The sequence below is a fragment of the Phenylobacterium sp. 58.2.17 genome, assembly GCF_026411515.1.
Taxonomy (GTDB): Bacteria; Pseudomonadota; Alphaproteobacteria; order Caulobacterales; family Caulobacteraceae; genus Phenylobacterium.
Window position 1 is genome coordinate 14,838 of sequence record NZ_JAPMTQ010000026.1, and the last position, 14,817, is coordinate 29,654.

General features: G+C 69.6%; 17 protein-coding genes. 4 read left to right on the plus strand and 13 right to left on the minus strand.

The features are described 5' to 3' along the window. Positions 1–14: 14 nt before the first annotated feature. The 5 genes from OUA97_RS15395 to OUA97_RS15415 all read right to left on the minus strand — a co-directional run bounded on the left by OUA97_RS15395 (position 15) and on the right by OUA97_RS15415 (position 2,485). The gene (locus OUA97_RS15395; RefSeq protein WP_267232894.1) at positions 15–530 is read right to left on the minus strand and encodes a YybH family protein; all 516 of its coding nucleotides are present in this window, start codon (positions 528–530) and stop codon (positions 15–17) included. A 117-nt stretch (positions 531–647) separates the two neighbouring features. Continuing rightward, on the minus strand, positions 648–1,235 hold the full coding sequence (locus OUA97_RS15400; protein ID WP_267232896.1) for an RNA polymerase sigma factor: 588 nt from the start codon (positions 1,233–1,235) through the stop codon (positions 648–650). Further along, complete coding sequence (locus tag OUA97_RS15405) at positions 1,232–1,672, minus strand: Spy/CpxP family protein refolding chaperone (protein WP_267232897.1); 441 nt, start codon at positions 1,670–1,672, stop codon at positions 1,232–1,234. Before OUA97_RS15405 ends, OUA97_RS15400 begins: the two co-directional genes overlap by 4 nt. Beyond that, positions 1,669–1,959 carry a hypothetical protein gene (locus OUA97_RS15410; protein ID WP_267232898.1) on the minus strand — a complete coding sequence of 97 codons (291 nt, stop codon included), beginning with the start codon at positions 1,957–1,959 and terminating at the stop codon, positions 1,669–1,671. Before OUA97_RS15410 ends, OUA97_RS15405 begins: the two co-directional genes overlap by 4 nt. A gap of 199 nt (positions 1,960–2,158) precedes the next feature. Further along, a complete protein-coding gene (locus tag OUA97_RS15415; protein WP_267232899.1) occupies positions 2,159–2,485 on the minus strand; it encodes a copper-binding protein in 327 nt (108 codons plus the stop codon). A gap of 216 nt (positions 2,486–2,701) precedes the next feature. On the opposite strand from OUA97_RS15415, the gene OUA97_RS15420 reads away from it, so the two are divergent. Further along, positions 2,702–2,896: a hypothetical protein gene (locus OUA97_RS15420; protein WP_267232900.1), complete on the plus strand. Its 195-nt coding sequence runs from the start codon at positions 2,702–2,704 to the stop codon at positions 2,894–2,896. Continuing rightward, on the plus strand, positions 2,896–3,159 hold the full coding sequence (gene fliQ / locus OUA97_RS15425; protein ID WP_267232901.1) for a flagellar biosynthesis protein FliQ: 264 nt from the start codon (positions 2,896–2,898) through the stop codon (positions 3,157–3,159). The genes OUA97_RS15420 and fliQ overlap by 1 nt, the downstream gene beginning before the upstream one ends. A gap of 4 nt (positions 3,160–3,163) precedes the next feature. Here the strand turns inward: fliQ and copD are convergent, their stop codons facing one another. Both copD and copC read right to left on the minus strand, forming a co-directional pair. Beyond that, entirely contained in the window at positions 3,164–4,099 is a 936-nt protein-coding gene (gene copD, locus OUA97_RS15430; RefSeq protein ID WP_267232902.1) for a copper homeostasis membrane protein CopD, read from the minus strand. Positions 4,100–4,102: 3 nt separating this feature from the next. Continuing rightward, a complete protein-coding gene (gene copC / locus OUA97_RS15435; RefSeq protein ID WP_267232903.1) occupies positions 4,103–4,462 on the minus strand; it encodes a copper homeostasis periplasmic binding protein CopC in 360 nt (119 codons plus the stop codon). A gap of 242 nt (positions 4,463–4,704) precedes the next feature. Here copC and OUA97_RS15440 point away from each other — a divergent pair, with 242 nt between their 5' ends. Both OUA97_RS15440 and OUA97_RS15445 read left to right on the plus strand, forming a co-directional pair. Further along, entirely contained in the window at positions 4,705–6,522 is a 1,818-nt protein-coding gene (locus tag OUA97_RS15440; RefSeq protein WP_267232904.1) for a copper resistance system multicopper oxidase, read from the plus strand. Beyond that, the gene (locus tag OUA97_RS15445) at positions 6,519–7,604 is read left to right on the plus strand and encodes a copper resistance protein B (RefSeq protein WP_267232905.1); all 1,086 of its coding nucleotides are present in this window, start codon (positions 6,519–6,521) and stop codon (positions 7,602–7,604) included. Before OUA97_RS15440 ends, OUA97_RS15445 begins: the two co-directional genes overlap by 4 nt. 46 nt (positions 7,605–7,650) lie before the next feature. On the opposite strand, the gene OUA97_RS15450 is transcribed toward OUA97_RS15445, so the two are convergent. From OUA97_RS15450 to OUA97_RS15475, 6 genes are all read right to left on the minus strand, one after another. Beyond that, positions 7,651–8,061, minus strand: coding sequence for a copper-binding protein (locus tag OUA97_RS15450; protein ID WP_267232906.1), 411 nt, complete (start codon positions 8,059–8,061; stop codon positions 7,651–7,653). Next, positions 8,058–11,222 (minus strand): efflux RND transporter permease subunit, encoded by a 3,165-nt coding sequence (locus OUA97_RS15455; RefSeq protein ID WP_267232907.1) that lies wholly within the window; start codon positions 11,220–11,222, stop codon positions 8,058–8,060. Before OUA97_RS15455 ends, OUA97_RS15450 begins: the two co-directional genes overlap by 4 nt. After that, entirely contained in the window at positions 11,219–12,685 is a 1,467-nt protein-coding gene (locus OUA97_RS15460) for an efflux RND transporter periplasmic adaptor subunit (protein WP_267232908.1), read from the minus strand. Before OUA97_RS15460 ends, OUA97_RS15455 begins: the two co-directional genes overlap by 4 nt. Then, positions 12,682–13,896 carry a TolC family protein gene (locus OUA97_RS15465; protein WP_267232909.1) on the minus strand — a complete coding sequence of 405 codons (1,215 nt, stop codon included), beginning with the start codon at positions 13,894–13,896 and terminating at the stop codon, positions 12,682–12,684. Before OUA97_RS15465 ends, OUA97_RS15460 begins: the two co-directional genes overlap by 4 nt. Before the next feature lie 137 nt (positions 13,897–14,033). Further along, the gene (locus OUA97_RS15470; protein WP_267232910.1) at positions 14,034–14,318 is read right to left on the minus strand and encodes a hypothetical protein; all 285 of its coding nucleotides are present in this window, start codon (positions 14,316–14,318) and stop codon (positions 14,034–14,036) included. 100 nt (positions 14,319–14,418) lie between these two features. Beyond that, entirely contained in the window at positions 14,419–14,805 is a 387-nt protein-coding gene (locus OUA97_RS15475; protein WP_267232911.1) for a hypothetical protein, read from the minus strand. Positions 14,806–14,817 lie beyond the last annotated feature (12 nt).

Consider the following 14,817-nt stretch of genomic DNA (forward strand, 5'->3'; position numbering starts at 1 on the left):
TCGGCAGGAGGTCCTTAGTGCGCCGCGGAGGCCGCGCGCGACGACCAGTGGGCATGGGTGATCCGCCAGCCCTGCGGCGTCCTCGTCAGGATCATGGTCTCGGTGGTGATCCGGTCGATCGCCTTGCCGTCGGCCATGCCCTTGAGACGCCCTTCGCTGGCGACCCAGGCCAGATCGACGTGCGCCCCGCCCGTCCGGCGCTCGACGGTCGCGCTGGCCGTCTTCAGGAAGGCCGCGTCACGCGCCAGATGACCGGAGGCGTAGTCGGCCTTGGAGCGCTCAACCCCGCCCGCCTCGTAGATCACGGCCGTGTCGGCCATCAGGCTGGCCGCCTTGGCGGCGTCCCCGGCCTTCAGCGCCGCGTGGAACGCATCGACGACCTGGGCCGCTTCGGCCGCCGCGCCGGTGAGCGCCGAGGCGGACGCTTCGGCGGCGTGGGGAGCGTCAGGATGAGCGCTGGCCAGTGCCGGAAGCGCGTTGAAGGCGATCGCGGCAAGGCCGGCCGCAAGGAACCGTAGGCGCTGGGTCATAGGGGTTTCCTCTTCTTTTCACGATGAAGCGACGTCTCCGGGCCAGTTGTTCCAGCCGGTCCCGGGACCTGGGGAAGGCCGGCCCAAACGGCGCGGCCCGATTTGGAGGCGGACGGGTCATCCCTTCGAAGGCCGCATGTCGTCGCCCAGCTGGGCGGCCAGGATCTTGCGGGCGCGATAGACCCGGGTCTCGATGGTCTTGGTGGAAAGACCCAGGATCTCGCCGGCCTCCTGCTGCGAATAGCCTTCAAACGCGGTCAGCAGCAGCGGCGCCTTCAGGCTGTCGGAAAGCTTGGCGACGGCCTTGCCGAGGCGGCGGGCCCGCTGGTCGAGGATGACCAGATCGTCGGCGGCCGTGGCCGGATCGAACGCCTCCATCGCCGGGCTGTCCTCAAGGCTCTGGACGCCGAAGATCATGCGCCGCACAGCCATGCGCCGACCGCGGTCGCGCGCCTTGTTGATGGCGATGGTCCGCAGCCAGGCGCCGAACGAGCGCTCAGGGTCATAGCGACGCAGCGCGCCCCACGCGGCGATGAACGCCTCGTGGACCGCCTCATAGGCCTCGTCGGCGTCGCCGGTGTAGCGACGCAGCAGCCGGTAAAGGCTCTCCTTGTGGCGTCGGACGAGGAGATTGAAGGCTTGATCGTCGCCCGCCGCAGCCAACCGGGCGAGCGTCGTGTCCGACGCCTCGGCGTCCAGTTTCACTGGGCCTGTTCAGTCAGCGACTTGACGATGATCGCATCGAACACCGCCGCCTGCTGGGGCGTCAGCACCTCCCGCATGGCCAGCGTGTGGACGATGGTTTCCTTCTGGAGCTCCCCCATCGCCACGTGAGACCGTTCGATGGCGGCCTGGACCTGCGGGGTATAGGCGTGACGCTCCTGGAAGGCCTGAGCCAGTTCGGCGTTGGCCGCGCGCATCTCGGCCTGCAAGAGCCGCCGGCGCGCGGCGTGGTCGCGTTCGATGCCTTCGATCTGCCGGTCCTGCTCGGCGGTCAGGCGCAGCTTGTGGTGCATCAGGTCATGCAACGGCTGCGGCGGCTGCATCCGACGGAGCACGTACTGCGATCCGCCCCAGGCCCCCAGCCCCGCGCCAAGGATCGCGAGGACCAGGGTGATGATCATGGCGCGCATCAGGCTCATTGAACGCCCTCCAGCAGGGTGGAGGGCGCCAGGCTCGAAGCGCTGAAGAAGGCGCCCAGCGGCTCAGGCTTGGCGAGGTTCAACGCCAACGCGCCGCCAGTGGTCACCCCGACCACCATGGCCAGGCAGAGCGAGGCCATCTGCATGGGCGCCAACGTGCGCAAGGTCTGGGCGTCTCGCCGCCGGCGCTCAATGCCGCGCGCGATCTCCCCGTCCAGCAGATCCAAGGGGTGGTCGGTCGGCGCAGTCGCCAGCCTGGCGACCAACGCGTCGAATTGATCGCTCATGTCCAAGTCCTCCAACTTCGGTCTCATCAGGAGTACGCGCGCCGAACCGCGCACCCCGCGCGTCCGGCGCGCAGGCGATCGGCACGTGCGCCCGGAGGGCCACGCGAGACGGGAGGAAGGATGCGAGCCGGCCGGGCGGTGGGCGCGCCACGGCCGGCCCGCGGGTCCAAAGAACGCGGACCCTTGGAATGGCGCGGGCCTAGCTGGCCGGCGCGATGGCGATCACCTCGGGCGTGGCCCCAGGTTTGACCGTGAAGGTCACCTTCTGGCCGACCTTGACGGTCTTCAGGAGGCTGGGATCGGCCTTGAACGCCATGGTCATGGCCGGCCATTTCAAGGCCGCGATCGGCCCATGCTGCAGGGTCACCGACCCGGCCTTCAGATCGAGGGCCTTGATCACGCCCGCGCCCTGGGCGCCGGCCGGCGCCTTCATGTCCATCCCGGCCATCGCGCCCATGTCGTGCTGCTGGGCCAAGGCCGGGCCGCCGATGGCCAGGACGGCGGCCGTTGCGAGAAGGATCTTCATCGAGGTCTCCTAGATCTCTTGCGGAGGCGGACCCAGCGGATCCGCCGCGCCCCATAGAGAGTACGCGCCAGCGCTGGGACGGCCCTCGCAGCCGAGTTGCGGCGCCGTCGCCCTGTCGTGTCTCGCGGCCGGCAAGGGGCGAGCGCCGCTCCGGACGTATCCCTGTTAGACGGGCCGCTTCAGGCGCGTCCGGCCGATATCGACCTGGAGGGCGCTATGGCTGGAAGACGTCACATTTTGCATTGGTGGGGCGCCTGGGCGGTGATCGCCGCCGCCGCCGCGCTGCTGGTCACCCTTGTCATCCTGTCGGGCTTCCCGCCGCCCCGGTATCGGGCCGAAAACGGGATGGTCACGGTCTCCGACAGCCACCGCCATCCGCCCCCGATCCCTGCCCCGCCGGGCCATTACTGATGGATGGCGCGGCCGCCCTCGATATCGGGCGGGCCGCGATCTGGCTGACGGTCGAACTCTCCGCCCCGGTGCTGATCGCGGGGCTGGTGGTCGGCGTCGTGGTGGGGCTGCTGCAGGCGCTCACCCAGATCCAGGAACAGACCCTGGTCTATGCGCCCAAGATCGTCGCGATCTTCATCGCGCTGATCCTGTTCCTGCCGATGATGGCCGCTCTGATGAAGGCGTTCATGGACAAGATCGCCGCCCTCATCGCGGCGATGTAGCCGGCTACATCTGCGCCGACACCGGCGCGATCATGCCCAGGATGCTGACCAGCACCAGGACGCCGATCGCCAGGAGGGTCTCGACGAGGACGCTGCGACGCAGGGTCGCCGTCGCCGGCGCGCTGTCCTCGCCATCGGCCAGGGCGAAACCGAGGCCCGGGGTGTGACGGAAGCGGTTGGCCGCCGCCAGCAGCAGCATGAGGCCAAAGAGCACGATCTTGATGAGCAGCAGGACGCCGTAAGGCGTGGCGAGGATCTGATCCACCGGCCGCAGCCCGACCAGAAACCAGCTGTTGACCAGACCGCTGGCCAGCAGGGCCGCGACCACCAGGCTGCCGACGCCGGAGAAATTCTCAAGCGCCCGGTGAAGCGCGGCGAGCGCCTCGGCCGAAGCGCCGCGCCGGGCGCGCCACAGCAGCACGGCCAGCGCCACGAGCGCGCCCAACCAGACCCCGGCGGCGAGCAGGTGGATGATGTCGCTGATCGCATGCGCGATCCCCGCCGCGCCTTCCTCGACCGCGCCATGGCCGGTCCAGGTGAAGCTCGCCAGGATCAAAGCGCCCGCCCCGACCGAGATCAGCCACAGCGGCAGACGCGGCGCGAGCCACAGGCTGGCCGTAAGCGCGAGGACGGCCAGGACCAGACGCGCCGCCGTGGCGTATCCGAAGGCCGTGCCGGTCAGGACCATGCGCAGCGCTTCGGGGTTGGTCGCCATCGCCGGGTCGCCGGCCATCACGGCCGTCTGGCCAAGCAGCGAGGCCAACGCCCCGAGCAGCAGGGCCGCACTGCTCCAGCGCAGGAGGCCGCGACCCCAGGTCAGCATTGCGTCTCCCGATCGCGCCGCTTCGCCCAGGGCGTAGAGGAAGAACAGCGGCGCCCCGAACAGCGCCACCGCGGCGGCGAACTGGACGAAGCGAACGGTCGCGACCAGGAGGTCCATCGGTCAGCGCACCGTGAAGGTGAAGTCGCCCTGCATCCGGTGGGAGTCGGCGGTCACCGCGTGCCAGGCCACCTTGTAGGCGCCCTTGGCCAGCGGCTTGGCCGGGACGCCGACCATGCTCATGCCGTCCTTGCCGACGGTTGTCTTGACCGCGACCTTGGCGCCGTCGGCGCTGGTGAGGTCGAAGCCCGAAAACCCGGCGACCATCTTCTCGTTGAACTGGAGGACGATCTGGCGCGGCGGCGCCACCGTGGCGTTCGCCGCAGGCTCAGCCGACGTCAACTTGGCATGGGCGTAGGCCGGTCCGGCGACCGCCAGGGCGAGCGCACCGAGCATGCCGGCGAGCGAAACAAACTTGCGCATTCCTACTTCTCCGCTGAGCGGTATCCGACCGCTTACGTTGGGATACGCGACGGCGAAGTTTCAGCCCTCACGAAAGTCGCCGCGTCACGGCCGCACAGGGTAGGATCGCGCCGGCCGCAGTCGGGCTCGCATCGGCGCCGCGCCCCCGCGGCGACCTTTGCCGAGGGTCAGGCGTTGTTTGGCGCGTATTCCTCTAGAGCGCGCCAGCCAGGCTCGCACGCCGCCACCGTATGGGGCCCGCCATGAGAGATTTCGACCGTCGGCAGCTGCTGCGGAGAGGCTCCTTGATCGGGAGCGGCCTGGCGCTCGGGGCGCTGTTTCCGAGCTGGGCGCAGAGCGCCACGGCCGGTGTGACCCCGGCGACGCCGACTCTGACCGGTCCCAACATCGACCTGACCATCGCCCATTCGCGGCTGAGCGTGGATGGCCGCGCCGGTCACGCCGTCACCATCAACGGCACGGTCCCAGGTCCGCTCCTGCGTCTGAAGGAGGGCCAGAACGTCCGCCTGTCGGTGAAGAACACGCTGAGCGAGGAGACCTCGATCCACTGGCACGGCCTGCTGGTGCCCTTCCAGATGGACGGGGTGCCGGGCGTCAGCTTCCCCGGCATCAAGCCTGGCGAGACCTTCGTCTATGAGTTCCCGATCATTCAGTCGGGCACCTACTGGTATCACAGCCATTCGGGCCTTCAGGAAGCTGAAGGCCACTACGGCCCGATCATCATCGATCCCAAGGACGCCGATCCAGTCGCCTATAACCGCGAGCATGTGGTGGTGCTCTCGGACTTCAGCTTCATGCATCCCCACCTGATCTTCAAACGGATGAAGCAGCAGAGCGGGGTCTTCAACTACCAGAAGCAGACCGTGGCCAGCCTGCTCGCCGGCAAGGACCAGACCCTTCAGGAGCGCATCGACTGGGCCAAGATGCGCATGGATCCGACCGACATCTCCGACGTCACCGGGGCGGCGCTGACATTCCTGATCAACGGCCATGGTCCGCAGGACAACTGGACCGCCCTCTTCAATCCCGGCGAGCGCGTGCGGCTGCGGTTCGTCAACGCCGCCGCCCAGATGGTCTTCAATGTCCGCATCCCGGGCCTGAAGCTCACCATCGTAGCGGCCGATGGACAGAACGTGCGGCCCGTCGAGGTCGACGAATTCCAGATCGGCAACGCCGAGACTTATGACGTCATCGTTCAGCCGACGCAGGACCAGGCCTTCACCCTGGTCGCCGAGGCCGTCGACCGATCGGGCATGGGCCGCGCCACCCTCGCCCCGCGCGCGGGCATGACCGCTCCGGTTCCGCCGCTCCGGGAACGCCCCCTGGCGACGATGAAGGACATGGGGATGGACATGGGCGCCATGAACATGGGCGGCGGCGACATGGCCGGCATGGCCGGTATGGATCACGGCGCGATGGCGGGCATGAAGGACGCGCCGGCGCCCGGCATGGCCCCGCCCAAGGCCCGTGGATCGGACGCCATGGGCGACATGGGCGGCATGAAGATGTCGATGCGCGATCCCCAGAACGCGCCGGGCGTGAAGATGGGCCCGGGCGTGCAGACCATCGCGCCGATGCCGATGGACCGCACCGGCGAACCCGGCCAGGGCCTCGAAAGCGTCGGCCACCGGGTGCTGGTCTACAAGGACCTGGTGGCGCTGGAGCCAAACCCCGACCGCCGCACCCCGACCCGGGCCCTGGACATCCATCTGACCGGCAACATGGAACGGTTCATGTGGGGGTTCGACGGCAAGCGGTTCAGCGAGAAGCCCGAGCCCTACAGTTTCACCACGGGCGAGCGGGTCCGGGTGACGCTGATCAACGACACCATGATGACCCACCCGATCCACCTGCACGGGCACTTCTTCGAACTGACCCACGGGCCGGCGGGCTTCGCGCCCCGCAAGCACACGGTCAACGTTCTGCCGGGGGGAAAGGTCAGCTGGGACATCACCGCGGAGGCCGGCGACTGGGCCTTCCACTGCCACATGCTCTACCACATGCACGGCGGCATGTTCCAAGTGTTCGCCGTGCGGCCTCTCGAAGGAGCCGCCGCATGACCCGGCTCGCGCTCCTCGCCCTGATCCCGTTCGCCATCGCCGCGCCCGCGGCCGCGCAGGAGATGGGCCCCATGCCCGGCATGACCATGCCGGCGCCGAAAGCCAAGCCTCCGGCCAAGCCGGCCGCCAAGCCCGCCCCGGCCAGGAAGCGCCCCGCGACCAAGCCGCCCACGGCCGCGCCCAGCGATCCCCATGCCGGCCACGACATGTCCACGATGCCGGGCATGACGCCGCCCGCCTCGCCGGCGCCCGAGGGGGCCATGGCCGACATGCCCGGGATGACGGGCCCGCAGACGCCCACGGCGGGACACGACATGGCCGCCATGCCGGGTATGACCGCGCCGGAGATTCCCAAATCGCCGCCTCCGCCGCCGCCCAAGGACCACGCCGCCGATCGGGTCTTCGATCCGGCCGCGATGACCGCGGCGCGCGACACCCTGCGCCAGGAGCACGGCGGGGCCAGGGTCTCCCAGGTGTTCGCACGCCTGGCGGAATACCGGACGCAAGGCGGCGGCGGCTATCGGTGGGATGGCGAGGCCTGGTTCGGCGGCGACATCAACCGGTTCGTGCTCAAGAGCGAAGGCGAAGGCACGCGCCGCGAAGGGGTCGAAGGCGCCGAGCTGCAGGCCGTCTATTCCCGCGCGATCAGCCCATACTTCGACATCCAGGCCGGCGTGCGCCAGGATTTCAAACCCAAGTCGAGAACCTATGCGGCGGTGGGCTTTGAAGGCCTCGCGCCCTACTGGTTCGACGTCGAAGGCGCTCTCTTCCTGTCCAACAAGGGCGAACTGCTCGGCAGGCTCGAGGGAACATACGACCTTCGGCTGACCCAAAGGCTCATCCTCCAGCCGCGCGCCGAACTGAGCGTCTCGGCGCAGGACACCGCCGAGACGGCGACCGGCTCGGGTCTCTCGAACGCCGAGCTGGGATTGCGGCTGCGCTACGAGGTCCGTCGCGAGTTCGCGCCCTATATCGGGATCTCCTACGAGCGGAAGTTCGGCGGCACCGCCGACTATGCGCGGGCGGCCGGCGACGGCGCCGAAACCACGAGCTTCGTGGTCGGCGTACGAGCCTGGTTCTAGACGCAGGGGGTAAGGCCGGAACACCGCGCGCCCCGGCCCCTGAAGCCTACTGCTTCTGGAGGGCGGTGATCTCGCCGCCGCCCTCGACCAGCTTCAGATCAAAGGCCACCTTGTCGCCGACCTTCACGGTGTCGAGCAGGCTGGGCGGCGTAGCCTTGAAGGCCATGGTCATCGCCGGCCATTTCGCTTCAGCGATCGGGCCGTGGTCCAGGGTGATCGTCCCGGCGGTCTTGTCGATGGCGGTCACCACGCCCGCGCCCTTGGCAGTCGCCGCCGCGCCCATGTCCATCTTCGCCATCTCTTCGGGCGTCATGCCGTCGGCCTTAGGCGTCTCGGGGGTGGCCGCGACCGGAACCGCGTCGGTGGGCGGTGGCGTCGCCTCAGGCTTTTGCCCGCAGGCCGCCAGAGTGAGGGCGAGCGCGAGCGCGCCGGCCGTGGCGTAGGGAAGAGCTCTCATGGGGATCTCCTTTGGATCTGAGAGGCTGGGGTGTCGTCGGTTGCGCCGCCGCGCCGTCGGCGTAGCAGCAGGAAGGCGGCGGGGATCACGAACATCGACAGCAGCGGCGCGGTGAGCATGCCGCCGATCATCGGGGCGGCGATCCGGCTCATGACCTCCGAGCCGGCGCCGTGGCCCAGCAGGATCGGCAGCAGGCCAGCCAGGATCACCGCCACGGTCATGGCCTTGGGGCGGACCCGCAGCAGGGCGCCCTCGCGCACGGCCTCGCCGACCTGCGCCGCCGAGGGATCGGCCCCGCGATCCGCCAGCGCGCTGCGCAGATAGATCAGCATCACCACGCCGAACTCAGCAGCGACGCCGGCCAGGGCGATGAGGCCGACGCCGGTGGCGACCGACTGGTGGTAGCCCAGCAGATAAAGGGTCCAGATCGCCCCGGTCAGCGCGAACGGCAGGGTGGCCATGATCAGCGCCGCCTCGTCGAGGCGGCGGAAGATCACATAGAGCAGCACGAAGATGATCGCGAGCGTCGCCGGCACCACCAGCTTCAGCCGCGCCACGGCCCGCTGCAGGTATTCGAACTGACCCGAATAGGCGACCGAGACGCCCGGCGAGAGCTTCACCTCCTTGGCGACCGCCTTCCGGAGGTCGCCCACCACCGAGGCGAGGTCGCGGCCGCGCACGTCGACATAGACCCAGGTCGAGGGGCGGCCATTCTCGGTCTTCAGCATCGGGGGGCCGTCCGCGATCTCGATCTTGGCGACGGTCCCCAAGGTGATCTGTTGTCCGGCCGGCGTGAGGATCGGCAGCGTCCGCAACCCCTCCAGACTGTCCCGCAGCTCTCGCGGGTAGCGGACATTGATCGGATAGCGCGCCAGCCCCTCGACCGTCTGGCCGATGGTCTCGCCGCCGATGGCCCCGGCCACGATCTGCTGCACGTCGGCGATGTTGAGGCCAAAGCGCGCGGCGGCGGCGCGGTCGATGTCGATGTCCACATAGCGCCCGCCCGTCAGGCGCTCGGCCAAGGCCGAACTGACGCCCGGGACCGTCCTGGCGACGGTCTCGACGTCATGGGCGATGCGGTCGAGTTCCTTGAGGTCAGCGCCCGACACCTTCACCCCGATCGGGCTCTTGATGCCGGTGGCCAGCATGTCGATGCGGTTGCGGATCGGCGGAACCCAGACATTGGTGAGGCCGGGAACCTTCACGGCGCGGTCCAGCTCCTCAACCAGCCTGTCAGGCGTCATGCCCGGCCGCCACTGGTCGCGGGGTTTGAACTGGATGGTGGTCTCGAACATCTCCAGCGGCGCGGGGTCGGTGGCGCTCTCGGCGCGACCGGCCTTGCCGAACACGCTCGCCACCTCCGGCACGGTCTTGATCATCCTGTCGGTCTGCTGAAGCAGCTCACCGGCTTTCTGAGCCGACAGTCCCGGCAGGGCCGAGGGCATGTAGAGCAGGTCGCCCTCGTCGATCTGCGGCATGAACTCGCCGCCGAGCTGGCTGAGCGGCCAGGCGGTGGTGGCGAAGGCCAGCACGGCGATGACCAGGGTGGTCCTTGGCTTGCGCATCACCCAGTCGAGCGCCGGCCGATAGGCCGCGGTCAGCCCCCGGTTCAGCAGGTTGGCGTCCTCGGCCGGGATGCGGCCGCGGATCAGCCACCCCATCAGCACCGGGACCAGGGTCACCGAGAGGATCGCCGCCCCAGCCATGGCGTAGGTCTTGGTGAAGGCCAGCGGCGAGAACAGCCGGCCTTCCTGCCCCTGCAGGGAGAACACCGGCACGAAGCTCAGCGTGATGATGACCAGGCTGAAGAACAGCGCCGGCCCCACCTCGACGGCGGCGTCGGTGATCACCTTCCAGCGGGTCTCGCCGGTGAGGCGCTCGCCGGGATGGTCGTGCTCCCAGCGCTCGATCTTCTTGTGGGCGTTCTCGATCATCACCACGGCGGCGTCGACCATCGCCCCGATGGCGATGGCGATGCCGCCGAGCGACATGATGTTGGCGTTGACCCCCTGCATGCGCATCACCAGCAGGGCGAACAGCACCCCCAGCGGCAGGGTCAGGATGGCCACGAGGGCCGAGCGCGCGTGCCAGAGGAACAGCCCGCAGACCAGGGCGACGACGATGAACTCCTCGATCAGCTTGCCGCGCAGATTGCCGATCGCGCGGTCGATGAGCTGGGAGCGGTCGTAGACCGTCACCACCTCGACGCCGGGCGGCAGGCTCGCCTTCAGCGCCGCCAGCTTCTCCTTCACCGCGGCGATGGTTTCGCGCGCGTTCTTCCCCGAGCGCAGGATCACCACCCCGCCGGCCACCTCGCCCTGGCCGTTCAACTCGGCCACGCCGCGGCGCATCTCCGGCCCCACCTGGATCGTCGCCACATCGCCGAGGCGGACAGGCACGCCGCCCGCGGCGGCCTTGAGGGGAATGGCCCGGAAATCGTCCAGGCTGGTCAGATAGCCAGAAGCGCGGACCATGTACTCGGCCTCGGCCAGTTCCAGCACCGAGCCGCCGGTCTCCGAATTGGCCGCCTGGATCGCCGACACGGCCTGGCCGTGAGTGACCCCGTAGGCCGCCAGCTTCACCGGATCGAGCACCACCTGGTACTGTTTGACCATGCCGCCGATGGAGGCCACTTCGGCCACGCCTGGCAGGGTCTTGAGCTCGTATCGCAGGAACCAGTCCTGCAAGGACCGCAGTTGCGACAGATCATGGCGACCGGTCTTGTCGACCAGGGCGTACTCGTAGACCCAGCCCACGCCCGTGGCGTCAGGCCCCAGGGCCGGTTTGGCCGCCTCGGGCAGGCGGCTCTGCACCTGGTTCAGATATTCCAACACCCGCGAGCGGGCCCAGTAGAGGTCGGTCCCGTCCTCGAACAGCACATAGACGAAGCTGTCGCCGAAGAAGGAATAGCCGCGCACGGTCTTGGCGCCGGGCACCGACAGCATGGTGGTGGCGAGCGGATAGGTGACCTGGTTCTCGACGATCTGCGGCGCCTGCCCGGGATAGGGGGTCCGAATGATCACCTGCACGTCGGAGAGATCGGGCAAGGCGTCGACCGGTGTCGAGCGCAGCGCCCAGCCGCCCGCCGCGAGCAGGGCCAGGGCGCCGATGACCACGAAGAAACGGTTCTTGACCGACCAGCGGATCAGGGCGGCGATCACCGGGCCGCCTCCTTGGCCAGGCGACGCACGACTGGGCCGTCCGTGTGCTGATCAAAGCTGAAAGCCACGCGGTCGCCGACCTTGAGACCCTTGGCCAGGGTCGGCGGGTCGAGCTTGAAGGTCATGGTCATCGCCGGCCAGCCGATCGCGGGCACCGGTTCGTGGCTGAGGGTGATCGAACCGGCCGTCACGGCCTCGACGCGGCCGCGGCTCTCCAGCGTCTTCACCGCCGCGGCCGCCTGCGGCGTCGCGGCGAGGGGTTTGGCCTGAAGGCCCGCCAGGCTCGCCTCGGAGTCGATCAGGAACTGACCCGACGCGACGACCTTCTGGCCTTCGCTGAGCCCCGCCAGGATCTCGGTGCGATCGCCGGCCTCGCGGCCCAGCTGAACCTCGACCGGTTGGAACCGCCCGCCCTCGCCCGCGATCATCACCAGGGCGCGCTTGCCGGTGCGGATCACGGCTTCGGAGGGGACGCTCAGCGCTGACCGGGTCTCGCCGCCGAGATGGACGCTGGCGAACATGCCGGGCTTCAGACGACCACCCCGGTTGGCCAGCTCAATGCGGACGGTCAGGGTCCGGCTCTCGGCCTGCGCGGTCGGCAGGATCGCGCTCACCTTGCCGGTGAAGGTTTCGCTCGGGAAGGCGGCGAGATCGGCGCCGACCGCCTGGCCGACGCGAACCTGACCGGCCAGCGCCTCGGGGACGGCCGCATTCAGCCAGACGCTCGACAGGCCGAAGACCTGAGCCAGGGTCTGTCCCTGGCTCACGGTCATGCCCGGCCGCACGTCCAGGGTCTGGATCGCGCCGCCGATCGGGGCGGTGACCGTGACGACATTGCGCGTCCGACCGGTCCGGGCCACCTCGTCGATCAGACCATCGGGCATGCCGAGCAGCCGCAGCCTTTGCCGGGCCGCGGCCTCAAGGGCTGGGTCGCCGGATCGGCGCACGGCCAGATACTCGCCCTGGGCCCCGACCCAGGACGGGATCAGCAGGTCGGCGATCGGGGCGCCCGAGGCCACGATATCGCCCGGCGCACGGGCGTGGACGCGCTGCACGAAGCCGGCGGCCTTGGCCTGGAGGATCGCCACGTCGCGTTGATTGAATTCCAGCACCCCGGTGGCGTCGACGCCTTGGGCGAAGTCGCCGCGCTGGACCAGCGCCAGCCGCACGCCGAGGTTCTGCACCGCGGCCGGATCGATCTTCACCCCGGCCGCCCCTTGCGCCTCGTCGGCGTACTTGGGGATCAGATCCATGTTCATGGAGGACTTGCCCGGGCCGGGATAGCGCTCCATCGGCACCATCGGGTCGTACCAGTAGAGGATCTTGCGGGCCTGGGCGGCGACCGGCGCGGCGGCGGGGTCGGCGCGGTTCAGCTGGGCCACGCCATAGCCGAGGCCGCCGGCGACCAGCGCAACCGCCAGGACGCCGACGCCCAGCTGAGCGGGAGAGAGGGAGAGCGTCATTGGGTTTGGCTTCCGTAGGTCAGAACGATGCGAACGGCGTCGCGCTGGACGTCGGCGTCGCGGTCGATGATGTCGATCTTGGTTTCGGCCAGGGCCAGGAAGGCGCTCAGCACATCCGACAGGCTGGCGGTTCCGGCCGCATAGCTGGCGGTCTCCAGGTCGGCCCGTCGCGCAGCCAGCGGCTCCAAGGTCGACCGGGCCCGCATCAGCCGCTCATGGTGCATGGCGTGGTCGGCGAGGTCGGCGTCCAGCGCCGCGGCTAAGGCGCGCCGCGCCGCCTCGCGCTCATAGCCGACCCGACTGGCGGCCGCGGTGCGAGCGGCGATGATCGGGTCCTGCCGGGTCTTGCCAAACAGCGGCAAGCCGACACTGGCCCCGATCGAGACCATGTCGCCGTACATCGGATCGCGGCGTTGGTAGGTCAGATCCCAGCTCCAGTCGGGACGCTTGTCGGCCCGGGCCAGCGCCACGTCCGCCTGCGCCTGGGCGTCCATGGCGTCATAGGCTCGGAGCGCGGGCAGCGCTCCGAGCCCCGCGCGGAGCGCGAACGGGTCGATGGGATAGGCAGGCGGATCGCCGGCCGTCTCGGCGTTCGGATCGCCCGTCCAACGGACCAATTCGGCCCGCGCCTTGGCGAGGGCGGCGACCAGACTGGCGCGCCGGTCGGCAAGCGTCGCGGCCAGCTCGTCGGCCTCGAGCGTCTCGCCTGGCCGGGCCGCGCCGGCGGCCAGCTGCGAGGGCGCGCTGGTCCGCAACGGCCCGATCGCCCGATCGACCTCGTCCAGGGCCGCCAGACGTCGCTTGGCGTAATGGAGATCGATCCAGGCCAGGGCCGTGCTCAGGCGGACGTTCCGCGCCTCCAGCGCCTGGCCGGACCGGGCGATGTCGATGTCAGCCTCGGCCCTGGCGCGCGCAGCGGCGCGCTTGGCCCCGTTGGGCACCTCCTGGCTGACCCCAACCGTGGCCATGGTCATGCTGTCGCCACTGAGCGTGCCGGCCGGCGGGCCGGAGATCGGGAAATTGCCGAGCCCGACGCTGAGCTTGGGATCGGGTAGCCGGCCGGCCGCGATCGACGTCGACCGGGCCGCCGCCACATCGGCGTCTCTCGCCGCCAGACTCGGGGCGGACTGGGCGAGCCGAAGGGCGTCGTCAAAGCTGAGCGGCGCAGCCAGAGCTGGGCCAGCGAGCAGCGTCGCCGACGCCAGGGTCATGAGTAGGCGCATTATGGGTCCCGAGTGATCTAGGGCCTGCGAAGTTCGAATAGGAAGCGCCGGCGGGACGGTCGTGAAGTCCCGCCGGCGCCCTCCGTCCCCCCGCGTCTGGGGTCAAGCACGGGGGTTTGGAACGGCTAGCCCTTGGGCGGCTTGGCGGGCTCGCCCTTCATCTGCATGCACATGTCGCGCATGGCCGCGTCGCCCTTCATCATCGGGCAGTCGCAGTTACGCGCCTTCGCCTTGGCGTCAGGCGCCTTGACGATGGGGCGGAACACATCATGCGGATTGGGCGGCGGCGGCCCCGTGCGACGGGCCTCCGCTGCCTGGGGTTCAGAGGAAGCCGCCAGGGCCATGGGAGCCGCGGCGAGGCCAAGCGCCAGCGCGCCCGCGCCGATCGCGATGAGATTGCGGAAGGTCATGAGACCATCCTCCATTCGAGGAGCGCCCGTCGGAACGTGTCACGACGAGGCAGGTTGAGCTGACGGCGTCCGCGCGCTCAGCGCACCGACGCCTGCGGGGTCAGGCCAACGTCTTGGGAGGATGGAACGGCAGCTGCGGGGCGAGACCTTCGTACAGCTGGCTGCTGTCGGCGAACCGCACGGCGGCGTAGACCACCGAACCGGCCAGGCTCAACGCGGCGGGCAACGGCGTCGCCGTGGTCGCGCAGCCCATCTTGCCGATGCAGTCGGCGGTCATGCCCTTGCAGGGGGATTTGAACGGCGACGGAGGGGCCTTGGCCATATCGGCCATGCCCGGCATGTCAGCACAGTCCATCATGGCCGTGCCGGTCTGCGCGGCGGCCTCTGAAACCACGTCCATCGTCATCGGCATGGCGCGCGCCGTCGTCTGGCCGATGAAGCCGACCAGGGCGAACGCCACGATGAGACAGCGGAGCAGGTTCCACATGGGGGAAAATCG

Coding starts and splice junctions, on each gene's coding strand:
- OUA97_RS15395 (WP_267232894.1), bottom strand. CDS start 530: ATGACCCAGCGCCTACGGTTCCTTGCGGCCGGCCTTGCCGCGATCGCC.
- OUA97_RS15405 (WP_267232897.1), bottom strand. CDS start 1,672: ATGAGCCTGATGCGCGCCATGATCATCACCCTGGTCCTCGCGATCCTT.
- OUA97_RS15410 (WP_267232898.1), bottom strand. CDS start 1,959: ATGAGCGATCAATTCGACGCGTTGGTCGCCAGGCTGGCGACTGCGCCG.
- OUA97_RS15415 (WP_267232899.1), bottom strand. CDS start 2,485: ATGAAGATCCTTCTCGCAACGGCCGCCGTCCTGGCCATCGGCGGCCCG.
- OUA97_RS15420 (WP_267232900.1), top strand. CDS start 2,702: ATGGCTGGAAGACGTCACATTTTGCATTGGTGGGGCGCCTGGGCGGTG.
- fliQ (WP_267232901.1), top strand. CDS start 2,896: ATGGATGGCGCGGCCGCCCTCGATATCGGGCGGGCCGCGATCTGGCTG.
- copD (WP_267232902.1), bottom strand. CDS start 4,099: ATGGACCTCCTGGTCGCGACCGTTCGCTTCGTCCAGTTCGCCGCCGCG.
- copC (WP_267232903.1), bottom strand. CDS start 4,462: ATGCGCAAGTTTGTTTCGCTCGCCGGCATGCTCGGTGCGCTCGCCCTG.
- OUA97_RS15440 (WP_267232904.1), top strand. CDS start 4,705: ATGAGAGATTTCGACCGTCGGCAGCTGCTGCGGAGAGGCTCCTTGATC.
- OUA97_RS15445 (WP_267232905.1), top strand. CDS start 6,519: ATGACCCGGCTCGCGCTCCTCGCCCTGATCCCGTTCGCCATCGCCGCG.
- OUA97_RS15450 (WP_267232906.1), bottom strand. CDS start 8,061: ATGAGAGCTCTTCCCTACGCCACGGCCGGCGCGCTCGCGCTCGCCCTC.
- OUA97_RS15460 (WP_267232908.1), bottom strand. CDS start 12,685: ATGACGCTCTCCCTCTCTCCCGCTCAGCTGGGCGTCGGCGTCCTGGCG.
- OUA97_RS15465 (WP_267232909.1), bottom strand. CDS start 13,896: ATGACCCTGGCGTCGGCGACGCTGCTCGCTGGCCCAGCTCTGGCTGCG.
- OUA97_RS15470 (WP_267232910.1), bottom strand. CDS start 14,318: ATGACCTTCCGCAATCTCATCGCGATCGGCGCGGGCGCGCTGGCGCTT.
- OUA97_RS15475 (WP_267232911.1), bottom strand. CDS start 14,805: ATGTGGAACCTGCTCCGCTGTCTCATCGTGGCGTTCGCCCTGGTCGGC.